Source organism: Metapseudomonas boanensis, assembly GCF_042232855.1.
GTDB lineage: Bacteria > Pseudomonadota > Gammaproteobacteria > Pseudomonadales > Pseudomonadaceae > Metapseudomonas > Metapseudomonas boanensis.
Genome location: NZ_CP113889.1, coordinates 3,013,229 through 3,030,445, shown reverse-complemented (window position 1 = coordinate 3,030,445; position 17,217 = coordinate 3,013,229). Strand labels below are relative to the sequence as shown.

Below are 17,217 nucleotides of genomic sequence, written 5' to 3'. Positions count from 1 at the left end.
GGCGAGAGACATCGCCCTCGCCAGGGGGAGATGAAATGGATCAGCGCTCGCCTACGAGCCACTCCAGCGGGACTTCGTGCTGGCCACGCTCATCGGTCACATAGAGCGCACCGTCGCTGATCATCACGCTCCAGCTGATCGAGCGCGGTAGGTCATGGGCCAGTTCCTCAAGCGCCTCCTGTTGCACGGCAACAACATTGATGTTCTTCAAGCTGCGCACGCTGTCGAGCACCTTGGTCTGCCAGACACGCAGGTTGCCGTAGGTAACCAGGCTGAACCGCTCGGTACGGCGAGAGCACCATGTGATGCGCTCGGCATCCGGCTGGCCCACTTCGATCCAGTGCAGCACGCGGTCGTCCAGGCTCTTCTCCCACAGCGCCGGCTCGTCGACATCCGACAAGCCACGCCCGAAGGCCAGTTGCTCGTGATACCAGAGGACATAGGCGATCAACCGCACCGCCAGGCGCTCTTCGGTTTCCGAGGGGTGCTTGGCAACGGTGAAACGCAGATTTTCATAGACGTTGCGGTCGAGATCCGTGAGGTTGAGCTCGACTTTGTAGGGGGTCGCTTGGAGGGCCATTGGGGGCTTCTTGGTGATTCGCAAAGGCCGCAAGTCTACCCTGATTCCTCCACCTTGGCTGACTTCCGGCTAATCGGCGGTGTAGCGCTGGATACGGTTGCGTCCCTTGTCCTTGGCGGCATAGAGCGCTTCGTCCGCCAGCGACAGCAAGCGAAATAGATCGTATCCGGCCTCTCGGGTGCCAGCGATCCCGATGCTGACGCTGAGCAGCCCCGGCTCTTGAGCCGGCAAATCGGCGAACTCACGACGGATACGTTCGGCCACCTGCGCGGCCGCCTCATCGTCGGCATCGGCCAGCAAGCAGGCGAACTCCTCACCGCCAATGCGACCGAACACATCCTGCTTGCGCATGCTGCTGACGGCGATCCGGCTGAAGGCCACCAAAGCCTCGTCCCCGGCTGCATGACCGAAGTTGTCATTGAGCCGCTTGAAGTAATCCAGATCGCATAGAAGCAGGGCCGCCGGCTCCTGGCGATGCTCACAGCTGGCCAGCAGGTATTCGCCCGACGACATGAAAGCCCGACGGTTGCCGACGCCAGTCAGGGGGTCGCAGTAAGCGGCGGCACGAAACTTCAGCTCGGCGCGCTCTTTGACCATCGCCAAGGTCACGAAGGCAATGCCGATGGCGTAGAGCAGGGTCTCGAAGACCAGCAGCGAGAAGAAGCTGGTGCCCTGACCTGAACTGGCCAAGGCCTGCTCGAAAGGCATGCCGCGGTCGACCACGATGCGCACGCAGTAGAAGCCCATGTGGAAAATCGTCAGGACCAGAGCCGGCACGTAGGCCACTTCCAGGCTCTTGCGGCTGCGCCAGAGCTCAAAGGCACTGAGCCCAGCGTAACTGACGGTTATGATCGAACTGAGGGCCACGCGCACCGTCAGCGACTCGTAGAAGGCGGGGTTGAGACAGAGCAGCGCCCAGATCACCGCGCCCGCGCAAATGCCCGGCAAGTGTGGTTGGCGTCCGGCAAATACGCGCATGGCGGTCCAGTTCATCGCCCCGCACAATTGCAGTACCACGTTACCGATGACCAACGGGACGTAGTCCATGCCAATGCCACGCAGGCCGCCGAGAACCGTGCCAAGCGCTCCGAGCAGAAGCATCGCGGCCAGATAGCCCAGAGTCGGTTCGCGACGACCGCGACGCCAAGCGTGGAGCATGAGAATGCCCACCAGAGCGAGGATGTAGATATCCACAAGCATCAGGGTGGGGATATTCAGTTGCACATGCCCTCCTCCCGGTGCGGACTGGGCGCCAAGTGGCAGCGGATTGCAGGGCGGGTTGGCATGGCGGTCGGCGAGCGCGAATGGGGGTCCTGCAAGCACTTTAAGTCGGCCCGGAGGGGGGCGCCAGCGGCAATACGGGCTGTTCGCTGCAAACACCACAGAGTAGAGTCGCCGCCATTGCCTAGCCCATGGATTACCCGATGAACGCACCTGCCAAACCTCTCGCCGGCCTCAAAGTGGTCGAACTCGGCACCCTGATCGCTGGCCCCTTCGCCTCTCGTCTGTGCGCCGAGTTCGGTGCCGAGGTGATAAAGATCGAGTCACCGGATGGCGGTGATCCGCTGCGCAAGTGGCGCAAGCTGTACGAAGGTACCTCGCTCTGGTGGTTCGTGCAGGCGCGTAACAAGAAGTCGCTGACCCTCGACCTGAAGCATCCCGACGGCCAGGAAATACTCAAGAAATTGCTGGCAGAAGCGGACATCCTGATCGAGAACTTCCGACCCGGTGTACTGGAAAAGCTCGGCCTTGGTTGGGAGGTGCTCCATGCGCTGAACCCGAAGCTGGTCATGGTGCGTCTTTCCGGTTTCGGCCAGAGCGGCCCGTACAAGGACCAACCAGGCTTCGGCGCCGTAGGCGAATCCATGGGCGGACTGCGTTACATCACCGGTTTCGAAGATCGCCCGCCGGTGCGTACCGGCATTTCCATCGGCGACTCCATCGCCGCGCTCTGGGGCGTCATCGGTGCGCTGATGGCGCTACGCCATCGCGAAGTCAATGGCGGCCAGGGCCAAGTGGTGGACGTGGCGCTCTACGAGGCGGTATTCGCCATGATGGAAAGCATGGTGCCGGAGTTCGATGTGTTCGGCTTCATCCGCGAACGCACCGGCAACATCATGCCCGGCATCACACCCTCCTCCATCCATACGAGCGTCGACGGCAAGCATGTGCAGATCGGCGCCAACGGCGATGCGATCTTCAAACGCTTCATGCAGGCCATCGGCCGGGATGACCTGGCCAACGACCCTCAACTGGCCGACAACGCCGGCCGCGATGCCCGTCGCGATGAACTCTACGGCGTGATCGACCGCTGGGTGGGCTCACTTCCGCTGGAGGAGGTGCTGACCATGCTGAACCGCGCCGAGGTGCCAGCCAGCCGGATCTTCTCCGCCGAAGACATGTTCAGCGACCCGCAATTCCTCGCCCGCGAGATGTTCCTCTCGGCGAAGTTGCCGGACGGCAAACCGTTCAAGATGCCCGGCATCGTGCCCAAGTTGTCGGAAACCCCCGGCTCGGCCGAATGGGTCGGCCCGGAGCTGGGCGAGCACAACGCCGAGGTGCTGGCGGGGCTGGGTTACAGCGCTGAGCAAGTGGCGGCGTTGAAGGCGGATGGGGCGATCTGATCGCTGAGGGCTGGGAGCCGGCTTTCCCTGTGGGGGCGAATTCGTCCCAACAAGAATTTGCCTCTACAAGGGTTTTCCTCCACAGGAAACCCTGGCATGAAAAAGGCCGGCACCTCTCGGTAACCGGCCTTTCTTGTGGCTTGCGCCTTGGCTTAGAGCGGCTTGCCGCGGTTGCCATGTTGGCTGACGAAGGCCTGGATCTGCTTCAGGTCGTTCGGCAGTACGGTGCAACGCTCTTCCCGCTGGAACAGGTCGGCAAGGTGCGCCGGCAGTGCCGGAACCTGGCCAACGCCAGCCTTCTCGACCGCTTCCGGGAACTTCACCGGGTGCGCCGTGCCCAGGGTCACCATCGGGATGGCCAGGCTGCGGCGGCACTCGCGAGCGGCACGGACGCCAATGGCTGTGTGCGGGTCGAGCAGCTCGCCACACTCCTCGAACACCTCGGCGATGGTCTCGCACGTGGCTTCGTCATCCACAGCCAACGAGTCGAACAGTTTGCGCGCTTCGGTCCAGCGGTCTTCCTCGACGCTGAAGCCGCCGCCCTGCTTGAAGGTGTCCATCAGACTGGCGATAGCAGCGCCATTGCGGCCGTGCAGGTCGAACAGCAGACGCTCGAAGTTGGACGACACCATGATGTCCATGGACGGCGACAGGGTCGGGTGCAGGGTGTCCTTGACGTACTGGTTGCCGCTCATGAAGCGGTGCAGGATGTCGTTGCGGTTGGTGGCGACGATCAACTGGTTGATAGGCAGCCCCATGTTGCGCGCCAGGTAACCGGCGAAGATGTCGCCGAAGTTGCCAGTGGGTACCGAGAAGGCCACGGAACGGGCCGGCCCACCGAGTTGGATCGCTGCGTGGAAGTAGTAGACGATCTGGGCCATGATCCGCGCCCAGTTGATCGAGTTGACCGCTACCAGACGGGTGCCCTTGAGGAAGCCCTGGTCGGCGAAGCTCGCCTTGACCATCTCCTGGCAGTCGTCGAAGTTGCCCTCGACAGCGATGTTATGGATGTTGTCGCCGAGGATGGTGGTCATCTGGCGGCGCTGCACTTCCGACACGCGGTTGTGCGGATGCAGGATGAAGATGTCGACATTGTCGCAGCGGCGGCAACCTTCGATGGCCGCCGAGCCGGTGTCACCGGAGGTGGCGCCGATGATCACCACACGCTCCCCGCGCTTGGCTAGCACGTAGTCGAGCAGGCGACCGAGCAGCTGCAGGGCGAAATCCTTGAACGCCAGGGTCGGGCCATGGAACAGCTCCAGCACCCACTCATTGCCGTTCAGCTGGCGCAGCGGCGCCACCGCGTTATGGGCGAAGACGCCGTAGGTTTCTTCGAGGATTTTCTTGAATTCGGCATCCGGGATGCTGCCGGTCACGAAGGGGCGCATCACGCGGAAGGCCAGTTCGTGGTAAGGCAGGCCAGCCCAGGAGGCGATTTCTTCCTGGGTGAAGCGCGGCAGGTTTTCTGGCACGTAGAGGCCGCCGTCGCTGGCCAGGCCGGCCAGCAGGACGTCTTCGAAGTTCAAGGCCGGTGCCTGGCCGCGGGTACTGATATAACGCATAGCTTCAAACCTTGGTTTCGAGCTTCCGGCACAGGAAGGGTCGCCGGGGGATCGCCCCTGCCCTCCACCACCCGCGCCGGCGGCTGCTTAGTTCAGTTGCTCGACGCGGATGCGCACAACGCTGCCTACCACGTCATCCAGAGCTTCCAGCGCGGCAATGGCGTCGTTGACGCGCGCCTCGACGACCCGGTGGGTAACCAGGATCATCGGCACCAGGCCGTCTTGCTCTTCGACTTCTTTCTGCATGATCGATTCGATGTTGATGCCACGCTCGGAGAGGATGGTGGCCACCTGTGCCAGCACGCCCGGATGGTCTTTGGCCTGGATGCGCAGGTAGTAGGCGCTCTCGCAGTCTTCGATCGGCAGGATCGGGTGGTCGGACAGTGAGTCCGGCTGGAAGGCCAGGTGCGGAACGTGATTCTCCGGGTCGGTGGTCAGTGCGCGAACCACGTCGACCACGTCGGCCACAACGGCCGAAGCAGTGGGCTCCATGCCGGCGCCAGCGCCGTAGAACAGGGTGCTGCCAGCGGCGTCGCCGTTGACCATCACGGCGTTCATCACGCCGTTGACGTTGGCGATCAGGCGATCGGCAGGGATCAGTGTCGGGTGCACACGCAGCTCGATGCCGCTATCGGTACGACGCGCCACGCCCAAGTGCTTGATACGGTAGCCGAGGGCTTCGGCATAGTTGACGTCGGCGGTGGTGAGCTTGGTGATGCCCTCGGTGTAGGCCTTGTCGAACTGCAGCGGGATACCGAAAGCGATGGACGCGAGGATCGTCAGCTTGTGAGCGGCATCGATGCCTTCGACGTCGAAGGTCGGATCAGCCTCGGCGTAGCCCAGCGCTTGCGCTTCCTTCAATACATCATCGAAAGCACGGCCTTTCTCGCGCATTTCGGTGAGGATGAAGTTGCCAGTGCCGTTGATGATGCCGGCCAGCCAGTTGATGCGGTTGGCAGCCAGGCCCTCGCGGATCGCCTTGATCACCGGAATACCGCCAGCCACGGCAGCCTCGAAGGCAACCATGACGCCCTTCTCACGGGCCTTGGCGAAGATTTCATTGCCGTGCACGGCGATCAGCGCCTTGTTCGCAGTAACGACGTGCTTGCCGTTGTCGATGGCCTTGAGAACCAGGTCGCGAGCCAGGGTGTAGCCACCGATCAGCTCGATGACGATGTCGATTTCCGGGTTGTCGACCAGTTCGAAGATGTCCGCGGTGATGGGGGTGGTACCGGTTTCACACTTCGGGTTGGGGCGACGAGCGGCAATCTGGGCAACCTCGATTCCGCGCCCGGCACGGCGCGCAATCTCCTCGGCGTTGCGTTTGAGTACGTTGAAGGTGCCGCCACCGACGGTCCCCAGGCCACAGATGCCTACTTTTACCGGCTTCACGCTGAACTCCCCATCATCACTGCGAAAACGGCCGGGATCGCCCCGCCCGCGGAAAAGAGCCGCACTTTACGAAGCGGCTGAATTTTGGTCAATCGAGCCGGGCCTGCAGGTTACTTGGCCTCCAGGGCCAATTTCGCCAACTGCGGCGCCGGCTGGTAACCCGGGATCATCTGGCCGTTACCCAGGACTATGGCCGGGGTGCCATTCACGCCGATCATTTGGCCCAGTTCGAACTGCTTGGCCACCGGGTTATCGCAAGTAGCGGCGGGCAGCTCCTGGCGGGACTTGGCCTTGTCCATCGCGGCCTGACGGTCCTTGCTGCACCAGACGCTGACCAGACTGTTGTAGCCATGGCTGCCGATACCCTGACGCGGGAAGGCAACATAGCGCACTTCGATGCCACGGCGATTGAGTTCAGGCACTTCGCTGTGCAGTTTCTGGCAATAGCCACAGTCGGTGTCGGTGAAGACAGTGATATGCGCCTTGGCCGGCTCCTTGGGAGAGAACACCACCATCTCGCTCTTGGGAATCGCATTGATCTCCTTGGCGATGGAGCGGCTCTCGGCTTGCTCGGTAAGGTTTACCGGCTTTCCGTCCTTGATCTGATAGAGGTAGCCCTGCATCAGGAACTGCCCGTCGGCGCTGGTGTAAAGCATGCGGCCGCCCTTGAGCTGGACCTGGTAGATACCGGTCATGGGGCTTTCGGCAATGCTTTCGACGGGCACGCCCAGTTGCAGCGTATCGAGAGTCTTGCGGATAGCCTGGTCAGGGTCGGCAGCCAGGCTGAGGGTACTGGCCAGGCCAAGGGCCAGGGCAGCGCAAAGGCGGGTCACGCGCATGGATACTCCTGTCGAGCGGCGGACGTTCGTACGATCGCCCAAGCCTAACACAGAAGGCCTCCAACGCCGACGCCAGGCGCTCGGTGGGATGAATCCGACCCCGGCAGTCTCAGCCTCGCGGATGGTGCTGGGCATGCAACTCCTGCAATCGCGCACGAGCGATGTGGGTATAGATCTGGGTGGTGGACAGGTCGCTGTGGCCGAGCAGCATCTGCACGACACGCAGGTCGGCGCCATGGTTGAGCAGGTGAGTGGCAAAGGCATGGCGCAAGGTGTGCGGCGAAAGCGACTTGGCAATGCACGCGACCTGGGCGTGGTGCTTGATACGGTGCCAGAAGGTCTGTCGGGTCATCTGCTCACCCCGCATGCTTGGAAACAACACATCGCTAGGCTTGCCGGAGAGGAGAAAGGGGCGCGCCTGCCGCTGGTAGCGTTCAATCCAGAGGATGGCTTCTTCGCCCAACGGCACGAGCCGCTCCTTGCTGCCCTTGCCGAATACCTTGAGCACGCCCTGGCGCAGGTTGACCTGCTCCAGCGTCAAGCCCACCAATTCACTGACCCGCAGGCCGCAGGCGTAGAGCACTTCGAGCATGGCGCGGTCACGCAGGCCGATCGGGTCTTCCAGGTCGGGGGCCTGCAACAGCGCCTCTACATCAGCTTCGGAGAGGGACTTGGGCAGCGGACGCCCGAGTTGCGGCAGATCCACCTGAAGGGTCGGGTCCTCACTGATCACCCCTTCACGCAGCAGGTAGCGATAGAAACCGCGCACGCCGGAGAGAAAGCGTGCGGTCGAGCGAGCCTTGTAACCCTCCGCCAGGCGCCAGGCCAAGTGATCCAGGATCAGCTCGCGCCCGGCCGCCTCCAACACCAGGCCACGTGCATCCAGCCAACCGTTGAAGTGGGCAAGATCGCTGCGGTAGGCATCACGGGTATGGGGTGAAAGGCCTTTTTCAAGCCAGAGGGCCTCAAGAAATCGATCGATAAGGGGATGCTCCAGGGCGGACATGGCAAGCTGCTTTTCTGTGAGGTTGGACTAGGGGTTGTTGCCGTTTCGCGACAAGCCCTTGACGTGAAAGAGAAAAATCGTATTGCTCAAGCTCTCACACCGTAACAAAACGAATTGGCAATGCCCCGATTACTGCTCAGTGACGAGCTCTGGTCAAAGCTGCGGGGAATTCTGCTGCACAAGGCTATCTACAACAAGCGTGGCCTACGCATGACCGTGGTAGGCACGCTGTACCGCATGCTCAACGCCCTCTTCAGCCGCCCTCCCCCTGAGCGCCATCGACCCCGCCTCATGAAGCGATGGAGCTGCGGCGACACGCCCACCTTGCCGGACTCCGAGCCACCTCCTATGTCCGCTGAGCAGACGTGACCAAAGCAGCGCTCGGTCGTATGCGTCGCCACATATGGCAACCACACGCCGGCAACCTTTTACGATAGTGAAGGCAACTATCACGGCATTACCGCCGATGCTCTTGAACAGGTGCGCCTGCGCACCGGACCGGGCTTCGAGATTGTCCGCACTGCCAGCATGGATGGCATGCTCGATAGCCTGAAAAGCAACCTGGCTGACATGATCGGTGCACCGAGCCCCAGAAGGCCCCTCGAGAAGGCCGTCAGCTTCACCCGCCCCTATATAAGTGTTTCCTTTGTCACCGCCCCCCCCGGCAGCCGGAAGCAGCCGCCAGTCCGGAGGCTCTGGCCGGCAAGCGCAGCCGTTTCGCGCGGCTACCCCCTGCTCAACTTCCTGCGTCGCACCTATCCGAAGGTGCAATTGGCCGAAGTCGCCCCCCTACTCGCCCCCTCGCTCTCACCGCAAGAGGCGGAGCGGACGGTGCGCATGTTCGACGGCGTCGCACACCAGAAGGGCCTGCTTACCGGAGGAGATCCAACCCTCGATTCACGCTTGATCGATGAGGCTTTGCGAGCAAACAAAGAGGATCTCGACCAATTACGCGCACTCGCTGAACAGCAGGACTGGCAAGGCATCGCAGGGCTGGCGCAGAAGATCAAGGGCGCCGCCAAAATCATCGAGGCGATGCACCTGATCGACAGTTGTCAGCGCCTCGAGACGCTGTGCCCAACCCCTGCCCCGCTGGCCTCATTGCGCGAAGGCGTGGAACGCGTCGAAGACGCCCTCGAACAACTCGAGCAAACCTTGAGACCCAAACAGGCATGAAAAAACCCGCCGAGGCGAACCTGGGCGGGTTTTCTTCGAAACCGGTCGTTTAGACCAGCTTCTCCTTGATGCGAGCAGCCTTGCCGGACAGGTCGCGGAGGTAGTACAGCTTGGCCTTGCGCACGTCACCGCGGCGCTTGACGGACAGGCTGTCAACCAGCGGGGAGTAGGTCTGGAAAGTACGCTCTACGCCTACGCCGTTGGAAATCTTGCGCACGGTGAACGCGCTGTTCAGGCCGCGGTTGCGCTTGGCGATGACCACACCTTCGAAGGCCTGCAGACGCTGACGGTCGCCTTCCTTCACTTTAACTTGAACGATTACGGTGTCGCCCGGGGCGAAAGCCGGAATCTCTTTGCTCATTTGCTCAGCTTCGAGCTGCTGAATAATCTTGTTGGTCATCGCTATGCTCCTAAGACAGGCTTCTGGCCTGCCATCGATACGTTAACTATCGTCCCGCTGGCGGATGTATTCCTCCAGCAGCTTTTTCTCTTCTCCAGAAAGCGAGCGGCAATCCAGAAGATCAGCCCGACGTTCCCAGGTGCGCCCTAAGGCCTGCTGCAAACGCCATCGCCGGATGTGTTCGTGGTTGCCGCTAAGCAGCACCTCAGGAACACGCTTGTCTGCGTACACCTCGGGTCGAGTGTAGTGCGGACAATCGAGCAGGCCGTCCGTAAAGGAGTCCTCCTCGGCGGAGTCCGCGTGGCCCAGCGCGCCAGGCAACAACCGCGTCACCGCATCGATCAGCACCATGGCCGGCAGCTCACCGCCGGACAGGACGTAGTCGCCAATCGACCATTCCTCATCGACGTGCTCCTCAATGAAGCGCTCGTCGATGCCTTCGTAGCGACCAGCAATGAGGATCAAAGCATCCTCGTTCGCCAGCTCGCGCACGGCCGCCTGTTTCAATTGGCGCCCTTGCGGTGAGAGGTAAATCACCTTCGCACGCTCCCCTGCGGCCGCCTTGGCTGCTGCCAGGGCTCGTTCCAGGGGCTGGATCTTCATGACCATGCCTGGGCCACCACCGAAAGGGCGATCGTCCACCGTCTGGTGACGATCTTCGGTGAAGCTACGCGGATTCCAGCAGTTCAGCTTCAAGAGCCCCTGCTTCACCGCACGGCTGGTAATGCCGTATTCGCTGATGGCGGCGAACATCTCGGGAAAGATGCTGATGACTTCGACCTGCATGCTTTTCAAGTCAGGCCCTTAGAAATCGGCGTCCCAATCCACCCGCATTTCACCGGCATCCAGATCGACCGATTGCACACACTGCTCCGTATAGGGCAGAAGGCGCTCACGGTCATCCAGGCTGCCAGCGCAGGGCTTGACCACCATCACGTCGTTGGCACCGGTCTCGAGAAGATGATCGACACGGCCGAGCAATTGCCCGTCCTGGTTGATCACATTGAGACCTTCCAACTGGTACCAGTAGAACTCGTCATCGCTGAGTTCGGGCAGCTCACTGCGAGGCACGCAAATTTCAAAACCTGCGTAAGTGCGGGCGACATCACGGTCGTCCAATCCCTTCAGCTTTGCCACCAGGACCTTGCCATGCACACGCCCACTGATGACCTCGACCTGCTTTACCTCGTTGTCACGCTTAAGCGTCCAACGGCGGTAATCGAGCACGTTATCCAGCGGATCGGTGAAGGAGTAGACCTTCACCTCGCCACGTACGCCATGCACCGAGAATATCTTGCCGAGAACGATCAGATCCTCGGCGGGGGCCGGCGTCGTGCTCATAAAGATGCTTAGGCAGCAGCCTTGGCAGCTTCCTTCAGCAGCTGAGCAACACGCTCAGACGGCTGGGCGCCCTGGCTCAGCCAGTAGCTGGCACGCTCCTGGTTCACGGAGAGCTTCACTTCTGCACCCTGAGCAACCGGGTTGAAGAAGCCGATGCGCTCAACGAAGCGACCATCGCGCGCATTGCGGCTGTTGGTCACGGTCAGGTGGTAGAAGGGGCGCTTCTTGGAGCCGCCACGGGCAAGACGGATGGTTACCATTGAACTTCGTTCCTGTAGTCGGTGCTTTTCAAGCTGTATGCACACATGGGCCATGGGCCCGAAAGGCCGCATATTCTAAAGATTATCCAGCCGATTGCAAATCTCTTTTTACTGGCCTCCGGTCGGCGGCCAGATTTCACATCTTCGGCATCCCGCCAGGGAACATCCCCCCCATGCCACGCATCATCCTGGCCATGCCACCCTTGGCAGTGACTTTCTTCATCATTTTCTGCATCTGCTTGTGCTGCTTGATCAGACGTCCGACATCCTGCACCTGGGTGCCGGAGCCCAGGGCGATGCGGCGCTTGCGCGATCCACTGATCACGTCTGGATCGCGGCGTTCGGCCGGCGTCATGGAGTTGATGATTGCCTCCATCTGCTTGAACTGCTTCTCCGCCGCGTTCTGGGCATTGCCCATCTGGGACAGGTTCACACCTCCCAGCATCGGCAGTTTGTCCATCAGGCTGCCGAGACCGCCCATGCTCTTCATCTGCTGCAACTGGTCACGGAAGTCTTCGAGGTCGAAGCCCTTGCCCTTCTTGATCTTTTTCGCGAGTTTCTCGGCCTTCTCGCGATCCATGCTCTGCTCAGCCTGCTCGATCAGGCTGAGGACGTCACCCATGCCGAGGATGCGCGAGGCGATACGGTCCGGGTGGAACGGGTCGAGGGCTTCGCTCTTCTCGCCCATACCGAGGAACTTGATCGGCTTGCCGGTGATGGCACGCACCGACAGGGCGGCACCGCCGCGGGCGTCACCGTCCACCTTGGTCAGCACCACGCCAGTGAGCGGCAGGGCATCATTGAAGGCCTTGGCGGTATTGGCAGCATCCTGACCGGTCATCGCATCGACCACGAACAACGTCTCTACCGGTTTGATCGCGGCATGGACCTGCTGGATTTCGCTCATCATTTCCGCGTCGACGTGCAGTCGGCCGGCGGTGTCGACGATGACCACATCGATGAACTTGAGCCTGGCCTCACGGATCGCCGCCTGGGCGATATCCACCGGCTTCTGGCTGGTGTCCGACGGGAAGAACGTCACGTCGAGATCGTTGGCCAGGGTTTCCAGCTGCTTGATCGCCGCCGGGCGGTAGACGTCCGCCGACACGACCAGTACCGACTTCTTCTTGCGCTCCTTGAGGAAGCGCGCCAGTTTGCCAACAGTGGTGGTCTTGCCCGCGCCCTGCAGGCCGGCCATGAGGATGACCGCCGGTGGCGCAGCATTGAGCGACAGATCTTCGTTGGCGGCGCCCATCAGATCCACCAGCTCGGCCTGGACGATCTTCACGAAAGCCTGCCCCGGCGTCAGGCTCTTCGACACCTCGGTACCGACTGCGCGTTCCTTGATCTTGCCCACGAAGTCCTTGACCACTGACAAGGCGACGTCGGCCTCGAGCAGGGCCATGCGCACTTCACGCAGGGTGTCCTTGATGTTGTCCTCGGTCAGCTTGGCCTTGCCGGTGACATGGCGCAGCGTCTGCGAGAGGCGGTCGGTTAGGTTTTCAAACATGCGCGTTCCTTTCGGGCTCTCAGGAGCCCCGGCTGAGCTAGCGGCAGGCGGCGGATTATAGCGAAGTGTCGGCGGCACCGACACCGCCAGCGGTCTTTCACCCGCCGGCCTTGTATGCCACACTCACGGCCTTTCGGGCTTGCCTTACAAGGACTTATGCACCCTCTGCTGCCCAGCCTCCTGGCTGCTTTCCTCTATGCGGGCGCCTCTGGCTATCAAGGCCTGCGCCTGAGCCAGCGCGCAACACCGAACAAGCGGCTGCTGATCCTCTGCGGCGCGGCGGCTCTGCTCGCCCATGGCGTCAGCCTGTTCTTCCAGCTGGTAACCCCGGCAGGACTGAACCTGGATTTCTTCAATGCGGCCAGTCTGATCGCCGCTGCGGTGATCCTGCTGATTCTGGTGGCTTGCGCTCGAATTCCAGTCGAGAACCTGCTGATGCTCCTGCTGCCACTGGGCGCACTGACCGTATTGCTGGCGGCGTTCATGCCCGGCGGCACGGCGCAGCCAATCGACGAGCACATAGGCATCCTCTCGCACATCCTCCTGTCCATCCTGGCCTACGGCCTACTGACAATCGCCGTGTTCCAGGCGCTGCTCCTGCTCTTGCAGGACTACCAACTCAAGCACAAGCACCCATCCGGACTGATCAAGAACTTCCCCGCGCTACAGACCATGGAGAGCCTGCTGTTCGGCTTCCTGTGGGCTGGCTGGAGCCTGCTGTCTCTGTCGCTACTGTCGGGCTGGCTGTTCGTCGACAACCTGTTCGCCCAGCACCTGGCGCACAAGACCATCCTGTCCTGCATCGCCTGGATCGTGTTTGGCGTGCTGCTGTGGGGTCGCCACCAACTGGGCTGGCGTGGACATAAAGCCGTACGCTGGACCCTGGCAGGCTTCTGCCTGCTGATGCTGGCCTACTTCGGCAGCAAGCTCGTCCGCGAATTCATCCTGCACATCTGACTACAGGCCATGCACGGACTACTCGTCGGTTTCCTGCTTGGCCTGACCCTCGCCCTACTGGCAGCCGCGCTAGTAGCCTGGATCCTATCTCGGCGCCGACGAGGCGTTAAGATCCAGCCGCAATCCCGCCTCCCGGTTGCAATGATCGGCGCGCTGCAGAAGGTGACCGTCAGCGCCATCATGATTCCGCGGAGCGAGATCCAAGGCATCGACCTGGCCACACCGCCAGAGGCGCTGCAGGAGCAATTGCGCAACGCTACCCATACCCGCCTCCCGCTATTCCGTGAAGATATCAACCAAATAGAGGGAATCCTGCACCTGCGCCAAGTGCCGCGCCTGATGGCAGAAGGCCTGCCCAGCGCCGAATCGCTGCTCACCGCTAGCCGGGAGACCTATTTCATTCCGGAAAGCACGCCACTGCTTACGCAGCTGGTGAACTTCCAGAAGAACCAGCGGCGCCTGGGGATTGTGGTCGACGAGTACGGCGACGTGGTGGGCCTGGTCAGCCTGGAAGATATCTTCCAGGAGCTGGTAGGCGAGTTCGGCAGCCTGGAGGACTTCAGCCCAAACCCTGGCATCAAGCCCCTGGAGAATGGCCGCTACGAACTCGATGGCGCTCTTCATCTGCGCGAGTTGAACCGGGTATTGGGCTGGCACTTGCCCTGCGATGGCCCCAAGACCCTCAATGGGCTGGTCACCGAGGCCCTGGAGCAGATTCCAGATTGCAGCGTATGCCTGAAGGTCGGACCTTATCGACTGGAAATCCTGCAGTCCGGGGAAAACCGCGTGCAGCGCGTTCTGGCCTGGCGCGCGGACCTTTCAGTCAGGCCATAGCCCTCAGTTCGCACCCCATACGTTGCCATCAGCCGCGCCACTCAGCGACTGGGCCGGGGACAGCCCCGACGCCGATGCAATAAGCCAGTCTGCCATCGCCTCCGCCCAGACCTCATAACCTCGCTGCGACGGATGATAGCCATCAAGCGCCAGGTACTCGGCGCGCATCTCCAGCGTGGTCGCGCAATAGCCCAGTCCCTCGCGCGCAGCCAACTCCCTGAGCCGTCGATCAAGCAGTCGAGCACGCCATCCCAGCAATAGCCGGAGCAGCCAGGGCAACGCTGAAAAGTACTGAAGGGGCGGCACGCCGGCCAGGGCAACGCGAGAGCCGCGTTCCGAGAAGGGACGGGCCAATGCCAGCAGCGATTCACCCCAGGTGCGAGCTGAACTGAAATGAGTAGTGTCGTTGACTCCGAAAACCAGTATCAGCAGGTCGACTGCCTCGCCCTGAACATCCGGCAGCAGCCTCTCGACAGCGCCCGCCGCCGTAATGCCGTTTTCGCCGCAAGCCCGCCAAGCCACCTGACGCGCCAGCCTCTTGGCCAGCGCACTGGCCAGCCGCCCGATTAGCGCGTGATCAAGACAGGACGCTCCGACACCCACGACAGTCGATTCACCAATCAGCAACAACCGCAGCGGTTCACCGGGGTATGCATCGCCCACCAATCCCTGTTGCGGCCCGGCAGCAGGCGCCAGACGCAAGGCGGATCGACGGGCAAGTACCGCCATTGGCAGGACCAGTGGCAGTAACGGCATTGCCGTCGCCCACCACAAGAACCCCGCCAGGCGACTCACAGCTCGACTTGGACGGCCTGGGCCGAACGGGTGGCCTTCTGCCTCGCGGCTTCGACCGACTCATCCCGAGCCAAGGCCACCCCCATGCGGCGCTGGCCATCCACTTCTGGCTTGCCGAACAGACGCAACGCCGTGTCCGGCTCACTTAATGCCGCACCCAGATTGCCGAAGCTGACTTGGCTGGAGCACCCCTCCACCAGGATTACCGCCGAGGCCGACGGCCCTTGCTGGCGAATGACCGGAATCGGCAGACCAAGGATGGCCCGGGCATGCAGGGCAAACTCGGAGAGCTCCTGGGAGATCAGGGTGACCAGACCGGTGTCGTGGGGGCGCGGTGAAACCTCACTGAACCACACCTGGTCGCCCTTGACGAACAGTTCGACGCCAAACAGGCCGCGGCCGCCGAGGGCCTCGGTGACCGCTCTGGCAATTCGCTCGGATTCGGCCAGTGCATCAGGGCTCATCGCCTGGGGCTGCCAGGATTCATGGTAGTCGCCCTTTACCTGACGGTGACCAATGGGGGCGCAGAAGCTGGTGCCACCGACATGACGGACAGTGAGCAGGGTGATTTCGTAGTCGAAGTCGATGAAGCCTTCAACGATGACCCGCCCCTTGCCCGCACGACCACCCTCTTGGGCATAGTCCCAGGCTGCCTGCAGGTCAGCATCGCTCTTGAGGACTGACTGCCCCTTGCCGGACGAGCTCATGATCGGCTTCACCACGCAGGGATAGCCGACACTGGCGACGGCTGCGCGATAGTCCTCGAAGGAGTCAGCAAAACGATAAGGGGAGGTAGGCAGGCCCAGCTCCTCGGCAGCCAGGCGGCGAATACCTTCGCGGTTCATCGTCAGCTGCGCAGCTCGCGCAGTCGGGACCACGGTATAGCCTTCGGCTTCCAATTCCACCAGTGTCGATGTGGCAATGGCCTCGATCTCGGGAACGATGTAATGCGGACGCTCTGCTTCGATTACAGCCCTGAGCGCGGCGCCGTCGAGCATGCTGATCACATGACTGCGATGGGCGACCTGCATGGCAGGGGCGTTGGCATAACGATCCACGGCGATCACTTCGCAGCCCAGGCGCTGCAGTTCGATCACCACCTCCTTGCCGAGCTCGCCAGAGCCACACAGCAGTACGCGGGTCGCACAGGGCGACAAGGGGGTTCCAATACGGGGCATGTCACTTCCTCGGAGGGTCAAGATACGTGGCTGGGAGGCGTCAGGTAAAAACCGCCAGCGCGGGCGCGCTCTACGCAGCGTGCCAGCACCTCGCGGCGCTCGGCATTATCCATGCGTCCCCAGCGGGTGATTTCATCAGCGCTGCGCTGGCAGCCGCTGCAGATATCGTAATCATCAAGCACACAGACCTGGATACAGGGAGAGCGGACCGGGCGTTCGTTTTCCATCAGTCGCCCTGCTCAACCAAGTCGCGCGCATAGCGCTGCGCGTTGTGCACGTAATGGGCGGCACTCGCCTCGAGCATTTTCTTCTGCTGCTCGGTCAATTCCCGCACCACCTTGCCAGGCGAGCCCATGACCAGTGAGCCATCGGGGATTTCTTTGCCCTCGGGAATCAGCGCATTGGCGCCAATGATGCAGTACCTGCCGATCTTCGCTCCGTTGAGCACGACCGCGTTGATGCCAATCAGGCTGAAGTCACCGACGGAGCAACCATGCAGCATGACGTTGTGACCGATGGTGACCGACTTGCCAATACTGAGCGGATAGCCCATGTCGGTGTGCATGACGGTGCCATCCTGGACGTTGCTGTTTTCACCAATGTGGATCAGCTCGTTGTCACCACGCAGCACGGCGCCGAACCAGACACTTGCGCCCGGCTCCAGTCGGACATTGCCGATGACCGTCGCATTGGGCGCGATCCAACTGTCTGGGTGGGCATCGACTCGGGCATTGCCCAGACGGTATTTCATCAGGCACTCCTC

General features: G+C 61.9%; 19 protein-coding genes and 2 pseudogenes. 6 read left to right on the top strand and 15 right to left on the bottom strand.

Features of this window, described 5'->3' with window-relative positions:
• Positions 1 to 40: 40 nt before the first annotated feature.
• Both OXH74_RS14020 and OXH74_RS14015 read right to left on the bottom strand, forming a co-directional pair.
• Positions 41 to 580 (bottom strand): YaeQ family protein, encoded by a 540-nt coding sequence (locus tag OXH74_RS14020; RefSeq protein ID WP_215378398.1) that lies wholly within the window; start codon positions 578 to 580, stop codon positions 41 to 43.
• A gap of 69 nt (positions 581 to 649) precedes the next feature.
• The gene (locus tag OXH74_RS14015) at positions 650 to 1,804 is read right to left on the bottom strand and encodes a GGDEF domain-containing protein (RefSeq protein ID WP_375737548.1); all 1,155 of its coding nucleotides are present in this window, start codon (positions 1,802 to 1,804) and stop codon (positions 650 to 652) included.
• A 200-nt stretch (positions 1,805 to 2,004) separates the two neighbouring features.
• On the opposite strand from OXH74_RS14015, the gene OXH74_RS14010 reads away from it, so the two are divergent.
• Positions 2,005 to 3,204, top strand: a complete 1,200-nt coding sequence (locus OXH74_RS14010; RefSeq protein WP_375737547.1) for a CaiB/BaiF CoA transferase family protein — start codon at positions 2,005 to 2,007, stop codon at positions 3,202 to 3,204.
• Between the two features lie 152 nt (positions 3,205 to 3,356).
• On the opposite strand, the gene thrC is transcribed toward OXH74_RS14010, so the two are convergent.
• The 4 genes from thrC to xerD form a co-directional block, all read right to left on the bottom strand.
• Entirely contained in the window at positions 3,357 to 4,766 is a 1,410-nt protein-coding gene (gene thrC, locus OXH74_RS14005; protein WP_375737546.1) for a threonine synthase, read from the bottom strand.
• Between the two features lie 87 nt (positions 4,767 to 4,853).
• The gene (locus tag OXH74_RS14000; protein WP_375737545.1) at positions 4,854 to 6,158 is read right to left on the bottom strand and encodes a homoserine dehydrogenase; all 1,305 of its coding nucleotides are present in this window, start codon (positions 6,156 to 6,158) and stop codon (positions 4,854 to 4,856) included.
• Positions 6,159 to 6,268: 110 nt separating this feature from the next.
• Positions 6,269 to 6,997: a DsbC family protein gene (locus tag OXH74_RS13995; RefSeq protein ID WP_215378386.1), complete on the bottom strand. Its 729-nt coding sequence runs from the start codon at positions 6,995 to 6,997 to the stop codon at positions 6,269 to 6,271.
• Between the two features lie 109 nt (positions 6,998 to 7,106).
• The gene (gene xerD / locus OXH74_RS13990; protein WP_375737544.1) at positions 7,107 to 8,003 is read right to left on the bottom strand and encodes a site-specific tyrosine recombinase XerD; all 897 of its coding nucleotides are present in this window, start codon (positions 8,001 to 8,003) and stop codon (positions 7,107 to 7,109) included.
• Positions 8,004 to 8,123: 120 nt separating this feature from the next.
• Between xerD and OXH74_RS13985 the strand changes: the two are divergent.
• The 3 genes and pseudogenes from OXH74_RS13985 to OXH74_RS13975 form a co-directional block, all read left to right on the top strand.
• Positions 8,124 to 8,247 (top strand): annotated as a pseudogene (locus tag OXH74_RS13985) (IS5/IS1182 family transposase); the annotation flags it as partial.
• A gap of 161 nt (positions 8,248 to 8,408) precedes the next feature.
• A pseudogene (locus OXH74_RS13980) lies at positions 8,409 to 8,864 on the top strand (transporter substrate-binding domain-containing protein); the annotation flags it as partial.
• Complete coding sequence (locus OXH74_RS13975; protein WP_375741615.1) at positions 8,841 to 9,179, top strand: Hpt domain-containing protein; 339 nt, start codon at positions 8,841 to 8,843, stop codon at positions 9,177 to 9,179. The pseudogene OXH74_RS13980 and the gene OXH74_RS13975, both read left to right, overlap by 24 nt.
• A 49-nt stretch (positions 9,180 to 9,228) precedes the next feature.
• Here the strand turns inward: OXH74_RS13975 and rplS are convergent, their stop codons facing one another.
• From rplS to ffh, 5 genes are all read right to left on the bottom strand, one after another.
• Positions 9,229 to 9,579 (bottom strand): 50S ribosomal protein L19, encoded by a 351-nt coding sequence (rplS, locus tag OXH74_RS13970; protein WP_215378378.1) that lies wholly within the window; start codon positions 9,577 to 9,579, stop codon positions 9,229 to 9,231.
• A 42-nt stretch (positions 9,580 to 9,621) separates the two neighbouring features.
• On the bottom strand, positions 9,622 to 10,365 hold the full coding sequence (trmD, locus tag OXH74_RS13965; protein WP_215378440.1) for a tRNA (guanosine(37)-N1)-methyltransferase TrmD: 744 nt from the start codon (positions 10,363 to 10,365) through the stop codon (positions 9,622 to 9,624).
• Positions 10,366 to 10,383: 18 nt separating this feature from the next.
• Positions 10,384 to 10,920, bottom strand: a complete 537-nt coding sequence (rimM, locus tag OXH74_RS13960; RefSeq protein WP_375737543.1) for a ribosome maturation factor RimM — start codon at positions 10,918 to 10,920, stop codon at positions 10,384 to 10,386.
• An 8-nt stretch (positions 10,921 to 10,928) separates the two neighbouring features.
• Complete coding sequence (gene rpsP, locus OXH74_RS13955) at positions 10,929 to 11,180, bottom strand: 30S ribosomal protein S16 (RefSeq protein ID WP_215378374.1); 252 nt, start codon at positions 11,178 to 11,180, stop codon at positions 10,929 to 10,931.
• 136 nt (positions 11,181 to 11,316) lie between these two features.
• Positions 11,317 to 12,690 (bottom strand): signal recognition particle protein, encoded by a 1,374-nt coding sequence (gene ffh / locus OXH74_RS13950; RefSeq protein ID WP_375737542.1) that lies wholly within the window; start codon positions 12,688 to 12,690, stop codon positions 11,317 to 11,319.
• Positions 12,691 to 12,846: 156 nt separating this feature from the next.
• Here ffh and OXH74_RS13945 point away from each other — a divergent pair, with 156 nt between their 5' ends.
• Together OXH74_RS13945 and OXH74_RS13940 are read left to right on the top strand one after the other, a co-directional pair.
• A complete protein-coding gene (locus OXH74_RS13945) occupies positions 12,847 to 13,647 on the top strand; it encodes an inner membrane protein YpjD (RefSeq protein ID WP_375737541.1) in 801 nt (266 codons plus the stop codon).
• 9 nt (positions 13,648 to 13,656) lie between these two features.
• Positions 13,657 to 14,481 carry a transporter associated domain-containing protein gene (locus OXH74_RS13940; RefSeq protein ID WP_375737540.1) on the top strand — a complete coding sequence of 275 codons (825 nt, stop codon included), beginning with the start codon at positions 13,657 to 13,659 and terminating at the stop codon, positions 14,479 to 14,481.
• A gap of 3 nt (positions 14,482 to 14,484) precedes the next feature.
• Here OXH74_RS13940 and OXH74_RS13935 read toward each other — a convergent pair whose 3' ends face one another.
• Genes OXH74_RS13935 through OXH74_RS13920 form a run of 4 tightly spaced genes read right to left on the bottom strand, consistent with a single transcriptional unit; the run spans position 14,485 to position 17,205 of the window.
• Complete coding sequence (locus tag OXH74_RS13935; protein WP_375737539.1) at positions 14,485 to 15,276, bottom strand: SGNH/GDSL hydrolase family protein; 792 nt, start codon at positions 15,274 to 15,276, stop codon at positions 14,485 to 14,487.
• A complete protein-coding gene (gene purT / locus OXH74_RS13930) occupies positions 15,273 to 16,454 on the bottom strand; it encodes a formate-dependent phosphoribosylglycinamide formyltransferase (protein ID WP_375737538.1) in 1,182 nt (393 codons plus the stop codon). The genes OXH74_RS13935 and purT overlap by 4 nt, the downstream gene beginning before the upstream one ends.
• Before the next feature lie 17 nt (positions 16,455 to 16,471).
• Positions 16,472 to 16,681, bottom strand: a complete 210-nt coding sequence (locus tag OXH74_RS13925; protein WP_375737537.1) for a DUF1289 domain-containing protein — start codon at positions 16,679 to 16,681, stop codon at positions 16,472 to 16,474.
• A complete protein-coding gene (locus OXH74_RS13920) occupies positions 16,681 to 17,205 on the bottom strand; it encodes a gamma carbonic anhydrase family protein (protein WP_375737536.1) in 525 nt (174 codons plus the stop codon). The genes OXH74_RS13925 and OXH74_RS13920 overlap by 1 nt, the downstream gene beginning before the upstream one ends.
• Between the last annotated feature and the right edge of the window lie 12 nt (positions 17,206 to 17,217).